Here is a 15,654-nt window from a genome sequence, read left to right on the forward strand (position 1 = left end):
CTTCCTCGGAGAGGCCCTTGCCGGCCTCTGGTCCCTCAACGATCGCCATCGCGAGGCTTCAGCACAATCGGTAAAGAGTGGAGGAGTATCCATCTTTGCTAAACTCGCCGAATGCTTGACCTTGACCTGCGACGGCTCCGGCTGCTGCGCGAAGTGAGCCGGCTCGGGTCGCTGACGGCGGCCGCGGCAGAGATGTCGTTCACCACGTCGGCGGTGTCCCAGCAGGTGACGAAGCTCGAGCGCGAGATGGGGGTTGCCCTGCTGGAGCGGCACCCGCGCGGCGCGGTGCTGACCGAGGCCGGACGGGCGCTGCTGCGCTATGCCGACGACATCGACCGGATCATCGAGGCCGCGCGTGCCGAGATGGACGAGTTCGCCGGACTGCGCCGTGGCCAGCTCCGAGTGGGGACCTTCCCCACCGTGGGAGCGTCCCTCATGCCTGAGGTCGTGCTGGCCTTTCGGGCGCGCCACCCCGAGGTGGCCGTCACGGTTGTCAGCGCCCGGCGCGCCGGCCTCATCGACAGGCTGAAACGCCGCGACATCGAGCTGACGCTGCTGTGGGACTACCCGTGGCAGCGCATCAAGGACGAGGAGCTCGCGACCGTCACGCTCATGAGCGACCCGACACTTCTCCTCCTGCCTCGGGAACACGAGCTCGCTCACGCCCGCGCCGCGCGCGTGGAGGACCTCCGTGACCAGCAATGGATCGTTCGTGACGAGCACCCGGTCGCCGACGTCCTGCGCCGCCTCTGCCAGGCTGCCGGCTTCGAACCCAGCGTCGCGTTCGCCGCGAACGACTACCAAGAGACCCAAGGCATGGTCGCGGCCGGTATCGGGATCGCCCTCGCGCCCCAGCTGGCCCTGAGCGCCCTGCGCCCCGACGTCGTCGCCGTCCCGCTCGAGAGCTCCCCGAGCCGCAGGATCCTGCTGGCACAGCTGGCCGGTCGACACCTCAGCCCGTCGGCTCAGCAGGCCACCGAGGTCTTCCGCTCCATCGCGGGTGCCAGACGGACGACCGCTTGAGGTTCTCCAACCATCCAAAAGGGGAGCAGTCTCCGCCTCGGGCTCGGGGGTCAGGGGTAGCCGACTGCAGCATCAGAACCTGCAAACGGTCGGCTCCTGCCGGTCGACGCCCGACCGGACTCGCTCCGTTGGAGTGACGACATCGTGGCCCTCAACCGGATCCAGTCGTTCGACTCGACGTTCGGTGTCGAGGTGACGGACTCGATCTCGCTGCACCGTGAGACGGCCAACGGCATGATGACGCTGGACGTCCCGGCGCAGGCACCGGTCCCGATCTTCGACGACAGCGACCCCAACCGCCACTACGACACCGCCAACCTTGGCGGCAGCATCAAGGTCGCGGGCGCCGGCGTCACGATCAAGGTGTTGCAGAGCAACAGCACCGGCAAGATGACGGTGAACGACTGAGCCGACGCGCGTTCGGGCACCGCGTCGACCGCCAACATCCGCCCGCGCACCTCACCGGGCGGGCGCCGTGGGCACATCCACTCCGTCCGTCCGCACGAGGTCCCCGTCCAACCCGCTGTTCGAAGGGGTCACTGTGTCGCGGAGAAGCTGCCGCTCGACGCCGTCCTCAACGCCGACGTGTGAGTTCGGGCCACGCCGGATCGTCGTCGGGCATCCACGCCGGACTCTGGGCGGCGCTCTGGTCCGGCTCCAGCCAGGAGTGCTGCTCCGCCAGACCGAGCGCGATGTCGATGAGGCTGGTGGTCGTGGCAGCGACATCGTCGGCGCGCCATGCCAGTGACCATGGGTAGTACGGCTGCAGCTCTTCTGGCCAGAACATCAGCATCCCGGCTTCGACGTACTTCTCCGCGTAGCTGAGGAACTCGAGGTAGCGGACGCTCTCGGGGGCCCGCTGCGCATGGGCCAGACAGAAGCTGAAGGCGCCGGGGGTCCCAAGCCAGCGCATCTCGAGACCGAGTCGCTCCTGCAGGGCGGTGAGGTACTGCCCGTGCGCGTTGTAGGTCCCCGAGTGCGGGGGATCGCCGAAGACGTGCAGGGGCCGATCGTGAAAGGACGCCGTCGGCGGAGGGTCCTCGTCGCCCGACCCCACGACCACCAGCGGCTCCAGCCGAAGGAGCCGGTGACGCCAACCGCTCGGATGGGCGACCTGCATGCGGGGAGTGACGCGCAGAATAGCGACATCGAGGCGCCCGCGCAGAAGAGCGTTGAGCTGCGTGATGCTGTCCATCGCGTGCTCGCGCAGCTGGATGTCCGGCTGGGCCTGGGCGAATGCGTCGGCGACCATGCGGCTGGTCGACAGCTCGAAGACGTGGGCGATGCTCACGCTGTTCCGACGGGCAGGCTGTGCCATGCTGTCCGCCAGCGTGAGCAGGCGCCTGGCGTCGGCGAGGAACTGCTGACCCCGTGCCGTGAGGGCGACATGCCGGCTGTCGCGAACCAGGAGGTTCTCGCCCAGCTGGTCCTCGAGCTTGCGGATCTGCTTCGACAGGGCGGGCTGGCTGACGAACAGCTGAGCGGCCGCCCGACCGAAGTGAAGCTCGTCGGCGACCGCGACGAAGTAACGCACAAGCCGTAGGTCCAGCTCCATGCGAGCTCCTCCGCGCGGTCGCGGCGCCGGGTAGGTCAGGGCCGACTGCGATCTCACCACGTTAGTGATCCCTCGGCCCTTGAGGAAGGCACTGCGGTTATCGATCCGGGCGCAAGAGGTCTTGGACGCCAGCCAGGGTCCGCCGTCAGCCTTGGGGCTGCCGCACCGTGCGGCACGCCGGTCCCTTCCGGTGCACAGACGTCGTCGAAAGGCATGTCATGACCCAAGCCCAGCGTCCCGTCGTCTTCGTCCACGGCCTCTGGCTCCACGCCACAAGCTGGGGTTCCTGGGTCGAGGTCTTCCGAGAGTCCGGCTACGCCCCCGTCGCCCCGGGGTGGCCCGGGGAGGCCGAGAGCGTCGAGGGGGCGAGGCAGCGTCCTGACGATGTCGCCGGCCTCGGGATCGACGATGTCACCGAGCACTATGCGTCGATCATCGACGCACTTCCCGAGGCGCCGGTCCTCATCGGCCACTCGTTCGGCGGGCTGATCGCCGAGAAGCTGCTCGGGCAGGGCAAGGCCGCTGCGGCCGTCGCCATCGATCCCGCCCAGATCAAGGGAGTCCTGCCGCTACCGCTAGCTCAGCTGCGCGCCGGACTGCCGGCACTCGGCAATCCCACCAACCGTAACAAGGCTGTCTCGCTGACCGCCAAGGAGTTCCGCTTCGGGTTCGGCAACGCTGTCAGCGAGGAGGAGTCGGACGCGCTCTTCGAACGGTGGACCATTCCCTCACCGGCCAAGCCCCTGTTCCAAGCGGCGGCGGCCAACTTCTCGCTGCACTCGGAGGCCGCTGTCGATACCGACAACAACACGCGCGGCCCGCTCCTGCTGATCTCAGGCCTCGAGGACCACACCGTCCCTGACGTCGTGACGCGGTCGACGCTCAAGCAGTACCGCAAGTCGACCGCCATCACCGAGATACGGCAGTTCGAGGGCCGCGGGCACTCGCTCACCATCGACTCCGGGTGGGGCGAGGTCGCCAAGGCGGTCCTCGGCTGGCTCGACGAGCACGGGCTCTGACCCGTGGACCTCGGTCTGGCCGGAAAGGTCGCCATCGTCACGGGTGCGAGCAAAGGCATCGGCCTTGCGATCACCAGAGTGCTGGTCGACGAGGGCGTCGTCGTCGTGGCAGGTGCCCGGGACGCCTCAGCAGACCTCGACGCGCTGAGCAGGTCCGGGACGGTGACCTACGTCGCCGTCGACCTCAGCGAACTTGATGGGGTCGCTCACCTCGTCGACGCGGCCGCCGGGCTGGGCCGCCTGGACATCCTCGTGAACAACGTCGGCGCGGTCACGCCCCGTCTGGATGGCTTCATCGCGGTCACCGACGAACAGTGGGCGACGTCGTACACCCTCAACCTCATGGCCGCGGTCCGGACCACCCGCGCGGCACTGCCCATGATGCTCGCTCGCGGTCACGGCGCCATCGTTTCCACGAGCTCCGTCAACGCGACTCTGGCGGACCCGTCCGTCATCGACTACAGCGCAGCCAAGGCTGCACTGCGGAACTTCAGCAAGTCCCTGTCCAAGGAGCTCGGGCCGCACGGCATACGCGTCAACACCGTCAGTCCCGGACCGGTGTCCACTGAGCTCTGGCTCGGCACCGACGGCGTCGCTGCGGCTGTGGCCGCTCGACAGGGCACCGACCCGTCCTCCGTGGCCGCCGCCGCAGCACGCGACTCGGTGACCGGACGCTTCACCCGGCCAGATGAGGTGGCGAGGCTCGTCGCCTTCCTGGCCAGTGACGTCGCCGGCAACATCACCGGAGCGGACGTCACGATCGACGGCGGACTGATCCCCACCAGCTGAGCAGGCCTTGTCCGAAAGGCCACACCTGGTGACTGGCTACCAGCTTCGGCAGGTGCACAGGCCCTCTGAACAGCCTCCCGACCGCTTCGTCACGTCCCACATCGGTGGATCCGGCAAAGGGCTGCCCGCTAGGAAGCGGGGAGCGGCCCCGAAGGGGTCGGGGCCCGACGCCCCGGTTCGCGTCGAACGTCGACGGCTGAGGTCCACTCTCTGTAGGGAATCTGTGGGGATGTTTGGGCCGGTGACGCGCTGACGCTGGTCAGTCAATCGCATTGTCAGGACTGTAAATCCGTCGCGAGAGCTACGAAGGTTCGAATCCTTCACCTGCCACCCAGTGCCACGAGAGGCCCTGACCAGCGGAAAACGCCGGTCAGGGCCTCTTGCATGTGGGGAGGACGTCGGTGGCGCTGAACCGACGGGCTGCTGGGCCGTCCCCATCGAGCTGGTCAGCTCTTGGGGGGGTGCGGCTCACTCGGTGTGCCGTTGTGCAGCGGTTCTGGCCCTGGGGGCGCGGGCCCCTAGGGGAGCTCCGCCGAGGCGCCGACCGATTCGCCGGCTCGCCGGTTCTCCGTCTCCGTCTCTGTTTCCGTCTTCGCCTCGCGGTCGAGCTGGGTGCGCGGCATGAGGAGCAGGGCCGCCATGGCGAGGACACAGCAGCCGACGATGTACCAGCTGATCCCGGTGCTCGAGTGGGTCTTGGCGAGGATGGCGGCCGCGATGAGCGGCGCGGGACCACCGGCGATCACTGAGGCGAGCTGGTAGCCGACGCCGGCGCCGCTGTAACGCAGGTTGGTCCCGAAGCTCTCGGCGATGAGCGCTGCCTGGGGGCCGTACTGCATGTCGTGGAAGATCAGGGACAGCACGATGGCCAGGAGCACGAGCCCGGAGGACTTGGTGTCGAGCAGGCCGAAGTACGGGAAGGCGTACAGCGCCGTGCAGACGATGCCGAGGCCGTAGATGAGTCGCCTGCCGAACAGGTCGGAGAGGTGACCGAAGAACGGCACGCTGACGAGTCCGAGGGCGGCGGCGACGAGGGTGTAGTTCAGCAGCTGGCCTTTCTGCAGCTCGAGGTGCTCGGTGCCGTAGGTGAGGACGAAGGTGATGAAGAGGTAGAACGGCGCCTGCTCGGAGAGCCGCACGAAGGCGGAGGTGAAGATCTCCATCGGGTGCTCCTTGAAGACCTGGAGCAGCGGTTGCCGGACCACCGCGTCGGACTTCTTCACCTCGGCGAACTGAGGGCTCTCGACCACGCGGAGCCGGACGTAGAGCCCGACCAGAACCAGCACGAAGCTCACGAGGAAGGGCACTCGCCAACCCCAGCTGGCGAAGGCGTCATCGCTCATGACCCCACTCATGAGCTTGATCATCGCCGTCGAGAGCAGCAAGCCGATGGGGACGCCGAGCTGCGGCCAGCTCGCCATCAGGCCGCGTCGCTTGGGGCTTCCCCACTCCATGCTCATCAGGACCGATCCTCCCCACTCGCCACCCACGCCGATGCCCTGTGCGAGTCGCAGCAGCGTGAGGATGATCGGCGCGGCGACCCCGATCGTGGAGGCCGTCGGAAGTACGCCGATGAGGAAGGTGGCGGCCCCCATGAGAAGGAGCGTGGCGACCAGGGTGGCCTTGCGACCGACGCGGTCCCCGAAGTGGCCGAAGATCGCTGCGCCGATGGGGCGCGCGGCGAACCCGATGAACAAGGTGCTGAACGACAGCAGGGTGCCGCTGAGCTTGGAGCTGTCCGGGAAGAACAGGAGGGAAGATCAGAGCAGCCGCGGTGCCGTAGAGGAAGAAGTCGTACCACTCGATGGTGGTCCCGATGGTGCTGGCCACCACCGCCCGTCGGCGTTGCGTCGCGGCTGTTTCCCCATGGACCGTGGTTGCGCTCATGCCTTGCTCCTCATCGAGTAAGTGGCTAGGCCACTAGGCCACTAGGCCAGTGGTCATGGGCCGAAATGCTTTCCCCTTTGCAGCCACCTGTCAAGGCCCGGCTGAATGCCGATGTCCTTCTCCATTCAGAAATGGAGAAGGACATCGCTCAAGAATTCGAAGACGAAAACCCGGCGAGGAAATGTCGGAGGATCAGACTCGTGCTCCATGCGTAGCGCAACTGCCGGTCACCACACCCGAGGTGTGCTGACCGGCAGCCGGCTCTGCGACCAGGTCAGCAGGGGATGATGTTGTGTTCGGGTCCGAACGGGAACTTCGTGATGTTCTCGGCGCCGTCGGCGCCGACGACGAGGATGTCGTGCTCGCGGTAGCCGCCAGCCCCAGCCTCGCCGTCGAGCACCGTGATCATCGGCTCCATCGAGACGACCATCCCCGGCTCGAGCACGGTGTCGATGTCCTCGCGCAGCTCGAGGCCCGCCTCGCGGCCGTAGTAGTGCGAGAGGACGCCGAAGGAGTGGCCGTAGCCGAAGGTGCGGTTCGGCAGCAGGCCGTGGCCGATGTAGATCTCGTTGAGCTCGGCGGCGATGTCCTTGCAGACCGCACCGGGCTTGATGAGCTCGAGACCGCGACGGTGCACCTGGACGTTGATCTCCCACAGCTCGAGCGAGCGCACGTCGGGCTCGCCGAGGAACAGGGTGCGCTCGAGGGCCGTGTAGTAGCCGGAGGTCATCGGGAAGCAGTTGAGCGACAGGATGTCGCCGCGCTGCAGCTTGCGGGTCGTGGCCCAGTTGTGGGCTCCGTCGGTGTTGAGGCCCGACTGGAACCAGACCCAGGTGTCGCGGATCTCGGAGTCGGGGAAGGTGCGCGCGATCTCGTGGACCATGGCCTCGGTGCCGATGATGGCGACCTCGTACTCGCTGATGCCCTCGCGGATCGCGGCCTTGATGGCCTCACCGCCGAGGTCGCCGATGCGGGCGCCGTGCTTGATGACCTCGATCTCCTCGGCGGACTTGACCATGCGCTGGCGCATGGCGTCCTGGGCCACGTCGACGAGCTCGGCGCCGCCCAACGCGGCCTGGAGCTTGGCGTGCGCGTCGAGCGAGAGCGTGTCGAACTCGACGCCGATGCGCTTTGGCGAGATGCCGCGCTGGGCCAGCGCCTCCTGGACGCCGTGCTGGAAGTTGTCGCGGCGCCAGTCGGTGTAGACGATGTTCTCGCCGTAGCTGCGCCGCCACGGCATACCGGCGTCGATGTTGGCGGTGACGCTGACCTGCTCGGTCGGCGTGACGACGAGTGCGTAGGAGCGGCCGAAGTAGGTGAAGAGGAAGTCCGAGTAGTACTTGATGCCGTGGTAGGAGGTCAGCACGACGGCATCAAGTCCCTTGGCGGCCATGATCTGGCGAAGGCCGGAGAGGCGGCGCTCGAACTCGGCGTCGGAGAAGGTCAGGGGGACCTTCGTGCCGTTGTGCAGCTCCTTGAGCCGCTCGAGCTCGCTGACCGACGTGATGGGAGTGGCGATGGACATGGTGAATCTCCTTCAGGGGGTGGGGAATCCGAGGGCGGTATGGGCCGGGATCAGGGCAGACGCGTCCGGCTCGGTGCTCAGCTCGGAGCCGATCGAGTCGGCCAGCGCGGCAGACGTCCGTTCGAGCAGCAGGCGTCCTGCGCTCTCTGAGGCGGCGGCCGCCGAGGAGAGGCAGCCCGAGATGGGCGTGAGCTCGGCGCGGACGGGGAGCCGGTCGAAGCGGGGGAGCTGCGCCGCCGGCAGGTCCATGACGCGCTCGAGATGGACCAGCTCGGGGTGCAGGTGCAGCATCAGCGAGGTCTCGAGCACGCCGCCGTGCTCGACGTCCCAGCCCGGGAACGTGCCGCGGTAGATCTCCTCGATCGTGGCGTCGTCGACGAAGTCCCAGTAGGAGAGCAGGATCGCCGACACATCGAGACCGCGATGCTGCAGCTCGGTGGTCGCGAGCTCGACCCCCTCGTAGAGGAACTGGTAGTTCTCGAAGTGGCCGTTGAGGAAGACGACCTGGCGCGCACCGTGGCGGGCGAACTCGAGGGTGAGCGTCCGGGCGATCGCGATGACGGTCGTCGCGTCGAGGCTCGTCGTGCCGGGCAGGTGGTTGCCGCCGCCTGAGCGCTGCTGCGACTTGTACCCGTAGACGATGGGCGCCGCCACGATGCCGTCGACGGCCTCGGCCAGACGCATGCTCATGGCCTTGGCCAGGAGCACGTCAGTCTGCAGGGGCAGGTGGGGTCCGTGCTGCTCGATCGCGCCGACCGGGACGATGACGGGCGCTCCTCGTCCGATCGTCTCGCGGTAGGTGAAGGCGTCGAGCTCCTCCATGAGGACGGTGCTGGGCATGGCTGCTCCTGGGCGGGGGATGGGTCAGCGGGGTGAGGGCCGCCGCTCGGTGTCGAGCGGGTATGCGGTGGGGTGGCCTGTCGTGCCACCCCACCGCGGGTGGTGGGACCGGTCAGGACAGGGCGGCTGTGGGGGCGGCCCCTGCAGCCGCCGGCGCCAAGGCTCCTGCCGGGGCTGCGGCCCTGCCGCCCTCGGGCGCACAGGCGTCGCCGTGGTCGCGCAGGTAGTCCTCGTCGGTGACGGAGGGCTTGATGCCGATGGGAACGCCCTGGTGGATGCGCTCGCGGAACCGGGGGTAGGCGAGGGCGAAGTAGACCGAGCCCGAGGTGACGGTGCCGGCCAGCCAGGAGAGGTCGACCCCACCCATGGCCGTGGCGATGGGTCCCTGGAGGGCGGGCAGCGTGCCGTACATGAACATCCAGGTCATGAAGAGGCCGACGACGAAGGCGATGATGGCCGAGGAGTTGACCGACTTCAGGCGCGAGTCGCGGGGGCTGAGGAAGAGGTAGCCGTAGTCCTTGTGGCGTCGCTCGAACCCGTAGTAGTGGACCGCGATGATGCCGCCCCACGTGGCCACCCAGGCGACGATGGCGCCGAGCCAGTTGTCGAGCAGCGTGGCGAAGTCGGTCGCGAAGAGGAACAGGATGACGGCGCCCATCGACAGCACTCCGACGAGGACGGACAGCCGCTTGCGCGAGATCCGTACGTCGAGCGCCTGGAAGGCGACGCCGAAGGTGTAGAGGTTGATGATGTTCGTGGCGATCGGCCCGTGGATGACGAGCAGGATCACGGGGATGGCGAGGAGGCCGAAGCTCTTGACGACGAGCTGGCCCGGGTCGACCGAGCCGCTGATCGTCGCGAGGCTGGCGCCGAGCAGGCCGAGCCACACGACGGGCAGGAACTGGCCCAGCACCGACGCGGCATACAGCTTGACCTTCGGCACGCTCGTGGAGGCGAACCGGGAGTAGTCGGGGGCGTAGGTGAACCACCCGATGCCCCAGCCGATCCCGATGACCGTCATGATCCCCGACATCGCGGCGATTCGCTCGCCACCCTGCAGGACGTGGCCCACCGGGCCGGCGTAGCTCCAGTCGATCGGCAGCTTGGTCCAGGCGATGACGGACATCGCGACGAGGACCAGCAGCGTGGGCGGCATCGTGATGCGCTCGAACTTCGCGATCGCGCTGTAACCGCGGTAGCAGATGGCGACCTGGACGGTCATGATGACGGCGGCGATGGCGATCTTCCACGGCAGGTTGGACTGCGCCGGATCGACCCAGCCGATGAGGCCGAAGAGCGCCATGACCAGGTCGAGGATGACCCAGGTGTTCACCGCGGACCACCCGACGGCGACGATGGCCTGGATGGCCGCCGGCAGGTAGGCGCCGCGCCGGCCGAAGGCCCCCCGGGCGAGCAGCATCCCGGTCGCGCCCGTCTTCTGCCCGAGCAGGACGAAGAAGCCGAAGCCGACCATGCCGATGGCGTTGCCCAGGATGAGCACGATCATCGTGTCCCAGATGCCGAGGCCGAGGCCGATGCCCAGCGCCCCGAGGATCCAGTTGATGGGCGCGACGTTCGCGCCGGCCCAGATCCAGAACTGCCCTGAGACCTTGGTCGTGCGGGCGGACTCCGGAACGGGCTGGAGCACGTCCTCGACGGACTGGGTGACGTCTTCCGAGTGACTCTTGGTGGAAAGGCTCATGTGGGGACTGCTTTCTCGATGGTTCCCCTGCGGATGATTGGCCGGCTGCCGACAACGGTAAGATCTGTCCTCCGCCGGCTCCAGACTCACGGTGTCGCCTCTGGGGGCCTTACCGGGTGACAAAGTGTCACCGCCTCTGGGATCCTGACCGGTATGTCCCTGCTTCTGAGCGAGATCCTCGCCAGCGGCGTCCTCACCGCGGGCGCACCCCAGGTGGTCGCCGGCGAGCGCGCGGTCGACACGACACGCGTCCGGTGGGTGCACTCCAGCGAGGTGCTCGAGATCGCACCGCTCCTGTCGGGGGGCGAGCTGCTGCTCACCGGCGGCGTGGCGCTCCTCGCGCTCAAGCCGGCCGCGCAGGTCGAGTACGTCTGGAGCCTCGCGTCGCGAGGTGTCGCCGCCCTGGCCGTCGAGACGGCCGGGTCCGGGCGGCACCTGCCGGCCGAGCTGGTCGCGGCGGCGGAGGAGGCCGGTCTGCCACTGCTGGAGCTGCGCCAGGTCGTCCCCTTCGTCGAGGTCGCGGAGGAGGTGAACCGCCGCGTCGTCTCCGCCCAGGTGGCGGCCCTGCGCATCGCCGACCAGCTCTCACAGGCGCTCACCGAGCGCCTCGCGAGCTCCGGAACCGCCCTCGAGCCGTTGCTGGCGGTCATCGCCGAGACCCTCGGCGTCCACGTCCGGGTGCTCGACACCCGCGGTGGCCTGCTCGGGCAGGCCGGGCCCGAGCAGCCCCCGGAGGCCCGATCGCTGGGTGCGGAGCTGGCCGTGAGCGGGATCGGCGTCGCCCAGCTCGAGCTGGTCGGGGGCGACGACGCGGACGTGGAGACGCTGGAGACGGTGCTGGCGCGAGTGCGCAGCATCGTCGCGCTGGCCCTCGCGCGGCACAGCCGGCCGAGTCTGACCAGGCTCGCCGAGGACGAGCTGGTGCGGCTCATCGGTGCCGGTGGGGGAGGGGAGCGCCTCATCGATCTGAGCCAGGCAGGCGGGGTCGATCCGGAACAGCCCCTGGTCATGGCGGTGGTGCGCCGTCCGGCCGACGGGCACGTCGACACCGAGCAGCGCACCCGACGCGCCCTCCCCTCGACCCTCGTCGTGGCGCACGGGGAGTGGCTGGAGATCCTCATGCCCCTGCGTGCGGCCACCCAGGCCGAGCGGGCCCGGGCCCTCATCGCGTTGCGGACAGCCGTCGCGGGCACCGGCCTGACCGGCGCCCTCGGGCCCACGGCCGCGACGGTGCGCCAGGCGTCGTTCTCGCTGGCGGAGGCCCGCACGACGTGGCGGCTCGGCCGATCGTCGAAGGGCACGGACGCCGTCTACGACGCGTCCGACTTCCTCGTGGAGCGGATGGCCGAGCGGTCGCTGTCGCGTGGCGTCGTCGACGCCCTCGTCGAGGAGGCCCTCGGCGAGCTGGTCCGGCTCGACCAGCGGTCCGGAGGCGAGCTGGTGCGCACCCTCGACGTGTGGATCTCCACCGGGTGCAACGCGACGGAGTCGGCGCAGATCCTCTTCCTCGAGCGGCAGTCGCTGCACAAGAGGCTGCGCCGGATCTTCCAGGTTCTGGGTGGCGACCCGCGAGGTCGGGGGCAGCTCGCGGCGCTCGCGCTCGCGCTCAGGCTGGTCCGCGGAGGCGCCCAGCTGCGCGACGACCCCCGGCCCTGACGGCTCGCAGTCGTCAGAGGACCGCCCGGATGGCCTCCTCGAAGTGCTCGACGTGCGAGGCGGCCAGCGCCGCAGCGCCGTCGGCGTCCTTGGCCACGATCGCCTCCAGCAACGTGACGTGCTCCTTGATGTGCTCCGACACCGAGGGGAGCCGCTCGAGCACCAGGCACCAGATGCGCGTCGCCAGGTTGTCGAGCCGGACGAGTGTCTCCTCGAGGTGGGGGTTCTCGGCCGCGCGGTAGATCAGCCGGTGCACGTCGATGTCGTACTCCATCAGCGGACGCTTGTCCTCGGGCTCGTCGCCCATCGACGCGATCTGTCGGGCCTTCTCGGCCAGCTCGGCGCGCATGTCGGCGCGCGCGACGTTGGCGGCCCGCCGTGCCGCCAGCGGCTCGAGCACCTGCCGCATCTCGGAGATCGCGGCGAGGTCCGTGATGTCGACCTGCGTCGCGAAGGTGCCCCGCCGCGGATAGGAGACCACGAGGCGGTCGAGCTCGAGCTTCTTGAGGCTCTCGCGGACGGGGGTGCGGCCGATGCCGAGGTCGGTGCTGAGCAGTGCCTCGTTGATCGGAGCGCCGGGCGCGATGTCGAGCATGACCAGGCGGTCGCGCAGCACCTGGTAGGCCTGCTCGGCGAGCGAGCTGTAGACAGGCGCGGGCGCCGTTGCGGTCATGGCTCATTCTCCTGGTTCGACGTCGTAAGTCGTGCTGGGCGGACCGTTGACGGCCCGTCACGACAGACATACTATTGCGAGCCAGATGATATATCAGTCATCGACAACAGTGATATCAAGTGTTCGGAGGGTTCATGTCCCAGGTCACCATCACCCGGTCGGTTCTCGACGCGGACCTCGCCGATCTCGATCCGGAGGTCGCCGGAGCCATCGCGGCCGAGCTGGGCCGCCAGCAGGGCACGCTCGAGATGATCGCCTCGGAGAACTTCGCCCCGGTCGCCGTCATGCAGGCCCAGGGCTCGGTGCTGACGAACAAGTACGCCGAGGGCTACCCCGGCCGTCGCTACTACGGCGGGTGCGAGCACGTCGACGTCGTCGAGTCGCTCGCCATCGAGCGGGTCAAGACGCTCTTCGGTGCGGCATACGCCAACGTCCAGCCGCACTCGGGCGCCCAGGCGAACGCGTCGGTCATGCACGCGCTGCTGACTCCGGGCGACACCATCCTCGGTCTCGACCTCGCCCACGGCGGGCACCTGACGCACGGGATGCGCCTCAACTTCTCGGGTCGGCTCTACGACGTCGTGGCCTACGGCGTACGCGAGGACACCCACGTCGTGGACATGGCGGAGGTGGAGCGTCTCACCCTCGAGCACCGGCCCAGGATGATCGTGGCCGGGTGGTCGGCGTACTCGCGGCACCTCGACTTCGCCGAGTTCCGGCGCATCGCCGACGCCGTCGGTGCCTACCTCTTCGTCGACATGGCCCACTTCGCCGGGCTCGTCGCGGCGGGGCTGCACCCCTCGCCCGTGCCGCACGCGCACGTCGTCTCGTCGACCACCCACAAGACGCTGGGCGGTCCGCGCGGCGGCATCATCCTGACGAACGACCCCGAGATCGCCAAGAAGGTCAACTCCGCGGTCTTCCCGGGGCAGCAGGGCGGACCGCTCGAGCACGTCATCGCCGGCAAGGCCGTCGCCTTCAAGGTCGCCGCCGGCGACGACTTCCGCGACCGGCAGCGGCGCACGCTCGCCGGTGCGTCGATCCTCGCCGAGCGCCTCACGCAGCCGAACGTGACGGATGCCGGCATCGGCGTCATCTCGGGCGGCACCGACGTGCACCTCGTGCTCGTCGACCTGCGCCACTCCCAGCTCGACGGCCGCCAGGGTGAGGACCTCCTGCACTCGATCGGGATCACGGTCAACCGCAACGCCGTCCCCTTCGACCCGCGTCCGCCGATGGTCTCCTCGGGCCTGCGCATCGGTACGCCGGCGCTCGCGACCCGCGGTTTCGACGAGGCCGCCTTCGGCGAGGTCGCAGACGTCATCGCCACGGCGCTCGCCGGTGACGGCTCGGAGGCGACGCTCGCGTCGCTGCGGGCGCGGGTGGACGACCTCGCGGCCCGCTTCCCCCTCTACCCGACCCTCGAGAAGGTGCAGTGACGATGAACCAGCGTGAGCTCCCCGAGCACCCGGACTTCCTCTGGGCCAACCCCGAGCCGAAGCGCAGCTACGACGTCGTCATCGTCGGCGCCGGCGGCCACGGCCTCGCCACCGCGTACTACCTGGCCAAGCACCACGGCATCACGAACGTCGCCGTGCTCGAGCGCGGCTGGATCGCCGGGGGCAACATGGCCCGGAACACGACGATCATCCGCTCGAACTACCTGTGGGACCAGTCGGCCGCCATCTACGAGCACTCGCTCAAGCTGTGGGAGGGCCTCGAGGACGAGCTCGGCTACGACATCTTCTTCTCCCAGCGTGGAGTGCTCAACCTCGCCCACACGCTCCAGGACGTCCGCGACTCGGTGCGACGCGTCGAGGCCAACCGCCTCAACGGCGTCGACGCCGAGTGGGTCGACCCGCAGCAGGTCAAGGAGCTCTGCCCGATCATCAACATCGGCGACGACATCCGCTACCCCGTCATGGGCGGCACCTACCAGCCGCGCGCCGGCATCGCCAAGCACGACTGGGTCGCTTGGGGCTACGCCCGTCGGGCGAGCGACCTGGGTGTCGACATCATCCAGAACTGCGAGGTGACCGGCTTCGTCATCGACGGCGGGCGGGTCACCGGGGTCGACACGAGCCGGGGACGGATCAACGCCGGCAAGGTGGCACTGTGCGCCGCGGGACACAGCTCGGTGCTCTCCGAGCTCGCCGGCTTCCGCGTGCCGATCCAGTCGCACCCGCTGCAGGCGCTCGTCTCCGAGCTGCACGAGATCATCCACCCCACCGTCGTCATGTCGAACCACGTGCACGTCTACGTCTCGCAGGCGCACAAGGGCGAGCTCGTCATGGGCGCCGGCATCGACTCCTACAACGGCTACGGGCAGCGCGGCTCGTTCCACGTCATCGAGCACCAGATGTCGGCCGCCGTCGAGCTGTTTCCCGCCTTCAGCCGAGCACACCTGCTGCGCACGTGGGCCGGCATCGTCGACGTGACCATGGACGCCTCACCCGTCATGGGCAAGTCGCCGGTCGACGGCATGTACGTCAACTGTGGCTGGGGCACAGGCGGATTCAAGGCCGTGCCGGGAGCCGGCTTTGCCTACGCGCACACGATCGCCACCGACGAGGCCCACGAGCTCAACCGCGGCTTCGGCCTCGAGCGCTTCGTCAGCGGCGCCCTCATCGACGAGCACGGCGCTGCAGCCGTGGCCCACTGACGTCCACCACAGATCGCCTCGCAAGGAGACCCCGATGCTCACCATCGACTGCCCGAACTGCGGGCCCCGCCCCGAGACCGAGTACGGCTACGGCGGCCAGGCCCACGTGGCCTACCCCGAGGACCCGCACGCCCTCACCGACGAGGAGTGGGCGCAGTACCTCTTCTACCGCGACAACTCCAGGGGCAGCTACGCCGAGCGGTGGGTGCACTCCGCCGGTTGCCGCAAGTGGTTCAACGCGGTCCGTGACACCCGCACCTACGAGATCTCCGCGGTCTATCGCATCGGCGAAGCCCGCCCCGACACCAGGAAGGGAGCCTGAC

General features: G+C 68.8%; 13 protein-coding genes and 1 pseudogene. 8 read left to right on the forward strand and 6 right to left on the reverse strand.

Translation table 11 applies throughout. The features are described from left to right. Positions 1 to 111 precede the first annotated feature (111 nt). Together AC1DIW_RS00875 and AC1DIW_RS00880 are read left to right on the forward strand one after the other, a co-directional pair. Positions 112 to 1,023: a LysR family transcriptional regulator gene (locus AC1DIW_RS00875; protein ID WP_442280836.1), complete on the forward strand. Its 912-nt coding sequence runs from the start codon at positions 112 to 114 to the stop codon at positions 1,021 to 1,023. 84 nt (positions 1,024 to 1,107) lie between these two features. Then, positions 1,108 to 1,431 (forward strand): annotated as a pseudogene (locus AC1DIW_RS00880) (immune inhibitor A domain-containing protein); the annotation flags it as partial. Positions 1,432 to 1,597: 166 nt separating this feature from the next. Here AC1DIW_RS00880 and AC1DIW_RS00885 read toward each other — a convergent pair. Beyond that, the gene (locus AC1DIW_RS00885) at positions 1,598 to 2,578 is read right to left on the reverse strand and encodes a LysR family transcriptional regulator (RefSeq protein WP_478106143.1); all 981 of its coding nucleotides are present in this window, start codon (positions 2,576 to 2,578) and stop codon (positions 1,598 to 1,600) included. Positions 2,579 to 2,796: 218 nt separating this feature from the next. On the opposite strand from AC1DIW_RS00885, the gene AC1DIW_RS00890 reads away from it, so the two are divergent. Together AC1DIW_RS00890 and AC1DIW_RS00895 are read left to right on the forward strand one after the other, a co-directional pair. Beyond that, complete coding sequence (locus AC1DIW_RS00890; protein ID WP_442280834.1) at positions 2,797 to 3,597, forward strand: alpha/beta hydrolase; 801 nt, start codon at positions 2,797 to 2,799, stop codon at positions 3,595 to 3,597. A gap of 3 nt (positions 3,598 to 3,600) precedes the next feature. Next, positions 3,601 to 4,386 (forward strand): oxidoreductase, encoded by a 786-nt coding sequence (locus AC1DIW_RS00895; RefSeq protein ID WP_478106144.1) that lies wholly within the window; start codon positions 3,601 to 3,603, stop codon positions 4,384 to 4,386. Positions 4,387 to 4,904: 518 nt separating this feature from the next. Here the strand turns inward: AC1DIW_RS00895 and AC1DIW_RS00900 are convergent. The 4 genes from AC1DIW_RS00900 to AC1DIW_RS00915 form a co-directional block, all read right to left on the reverse strand. Next, entirely contained in the window at positions 4,905 to 6,083 is a 1,179-nt protein-coding gene (locus AC1DIW_RS00900) for an MFS transporter (RefSeq protein ID WP_478106145.1), read from the reverse strand. A 464-nt stretch (positions 6,084 to 6,547) separates the two neighbouring features. Then, positions 6,548 to 7,798, reverse strand: a complete 1,251-nt coding sequence (locus AC1DIW_RS00905) for an aminopeptidase P family protein (protein WP_478106146.1) — start codon at positions 7,796 to 7,798, stop codon at positions 6,548 to 6,550. A 12-nt stretch (positions 7,799 to 7,810) separates the two neighbouring features. After that, positions 7,811 to 8,638, reverse strand: coding sequence for a creatininase (locus AC1DIW_RS00910; RefSeq protein ID WP_478106147.1), 828 nt, complete (start codon positions 8,636 to 8,638; stop codon positions 7,811 to 7,813). A 112-nt stretch (positions 8,639 to 8,750) separates the two neighbouring features. Beyond that, complete coding sequence (locus AC1DIW_RS00915; protein ID WP_478106148.1) at positions 8,751 to 10,340, reverse strand: purine-cytosine permease family protein; 1,590 nt, start codon at positions 10,338 to 10,340, stop codon at positions 8,751 to 8,753. A 153-nt stretch (positions 10,341 to 10,493) separates the two neighbouring features. On the opposite strand from AC1DIW_RS00915, the gene AC1DIW_RS00920 reads away from it, so the two are divergent. Beyond that, positions 10,494 to 11,996 carry a PucR family transcriptional regulator gene (locus AC1DIW_RS00920; RefSeq protein ID WP_478106149.1) on the forward strand — a complete coding sequence of 501 codons (1,503 nt, stop codon included), beginning with the start codon at positions 10,494 to 10,496 and terminating at the stop codon, positions 11,994 to 11,996. 13 nt (positions 11,997 to 12,009) lie between these two features. Here the strand turns inward: AC1DIW_RS00920 and AC1DIW_RS00925 are convergent, their stop codons facing one another. Then, positions 12,010 to 12,669 (reverse strand): GntR family transcriptional regulator, encoded by a 660-nt coding sequence (locus AC1DIW_RS00925; RefSeq protein WP_478106150.1) that lies wholly within the window; start codon positions 12,667 to 12,669, stop codon positions 12,010 to 12,012. Between the two features lie 134 nt (positions 12,670 to 12,803). Here AC1DIW_RS00925 and glyA point away from each other — a divergent pair, with 134 nt between their 5' ends. The 3 genes from glyA to AC1DIW_RS00940 are packed head-to-tail and all read left to right on the forward strand — an operon-like array spanning position 12,804 to position 15,653. Then, on the forward strand, positions 12,804 to 14,108 hold the full coding sequence (gene glyA / locus AC1DIW_RS00930; RefSeq protein WP_478106151.1) for a serine hydroxymethyltransferase: 1,305 nt from the start codon (positions 12,804 to 12,806) through the stop codon (positions 14,106 to 14,108). Positions 14,109 to 14,110: 2 nt separating this feature from the next. Further along, a complete protein-coding gene (locus AC1DIW_RS00935) occupies positions 14,111 to 15,331 on the forward strand; it encodes a sarcosine oxidase subunit beta family protein (RefSeq protein ID WP_478106152.1) in 1,221 nt (406 codons plus the stop codon). A gap of 34 nt (positions 15,332 to 15,365) precedes the next feature. After that, positions 15,366 to 15,653 (forward strand): sarcosine oxidase subunit delta, encoded by a 288-nt coding sequence (locus AC1DIW_RS00940; protein ID WP_478106153.1) that lies wholly within the window; start codon positions 15,366 to 15,368, stop codon positions 15,651 to 15,653. The last annotated feature ends 1 nt before the right edge of the window (position 15,654 follow it).

The organism is Terrabacter sp. 01T434, from assembly GCF_056398545.1.

What these genes read in the sequence shown, in the direction of transcription:
- AC1DIW_RS00885 (WP_478106143.1), bottom strand. Translation starts at nt 2,578, where the DNA reads ATGGAGCTGGACCTACGGCTTGTGCGTTACTTCGTCGCGGTCGCCGAC.
- AC1DIW_RS00915 (WP_478106148.1), bottom strand. Translation starts at nt 10,340, where the DNA reads ATGAGCCTTTCCACCAAGAGTCACTCGGAAGACGTCACCCAGTCCGTC.
- AC1DIW_RS00920 (WP_478106149.1), top strand. Translation starts at nt 10,494, where the DNA reads ATGTCCCTGCTTCTGAGCGAGATCCTCGCCAGCGGCGTCCTCACCGCG.
- AC1DIW_RS00940 (WP_478106153.1), top strand. Translation starts at nt 15,366, where the DNA reads ATGCTCACCATCGACTGCCCGAACTGCGGGCCCCGCCCCGAGACCGAG.
- glyA (WP_478106151.1), top strand. Translation starts at nt 12,804, where the DNA reads ATGTCCCAGGTCACCATCACCCGGTCGGTTCTCGACGCGGACCTCGCC.
- AC1DIW_RS00905 (WP_478106146.1), bottom strand. Translation starts at nt 7,798, where the DNA reads ATGTCCATCGCCACTCCCATCACGTCGGTCAGCGAGCTCGAGCGGCTC.
- AC1DIW_RS00890 (WP_442280834.1), top strand. Translation starts at nt 2,797, where the DNA reads ATGACCCAAGCCCAGCGTCCCGTCGTCTTCGTCCACGGCCTCTGGCTC.
- AC1DIW_RS00925 (WP_478106150.1), bottom strand. Translation starts at nt 12,669, where the DNA reads ATGACCGCAACGGCGCCCGCGCCTGTCTACAGCTCGCTCGCCGAGCAG.
- AC1DIW_RS00875 (WP_442280836.1), top strand. Translation starts at nt 112, where the DNA reads ATGCTTGACCTTGACCTGCGACGGCTCCGGCTGCTGCGCGAAGTGAGC.
- AC1DIW_RS00910 (WP_478106147.1), bottom strand. Translation starts at nt 8,638, where the DNA reads ATGCCCAGCACCGTCCTCATGGAGGAGCTCGACGCCTTCACCTACCGC.
- AC1DIW_RS00935 (WP_478106152.1), top strand. Translation starts at nt 14,111, where the DNA reads ATGAACCAGCGTGAGCTCCCCGAGCACCCGGACTTCCTCTGGGCCAAC.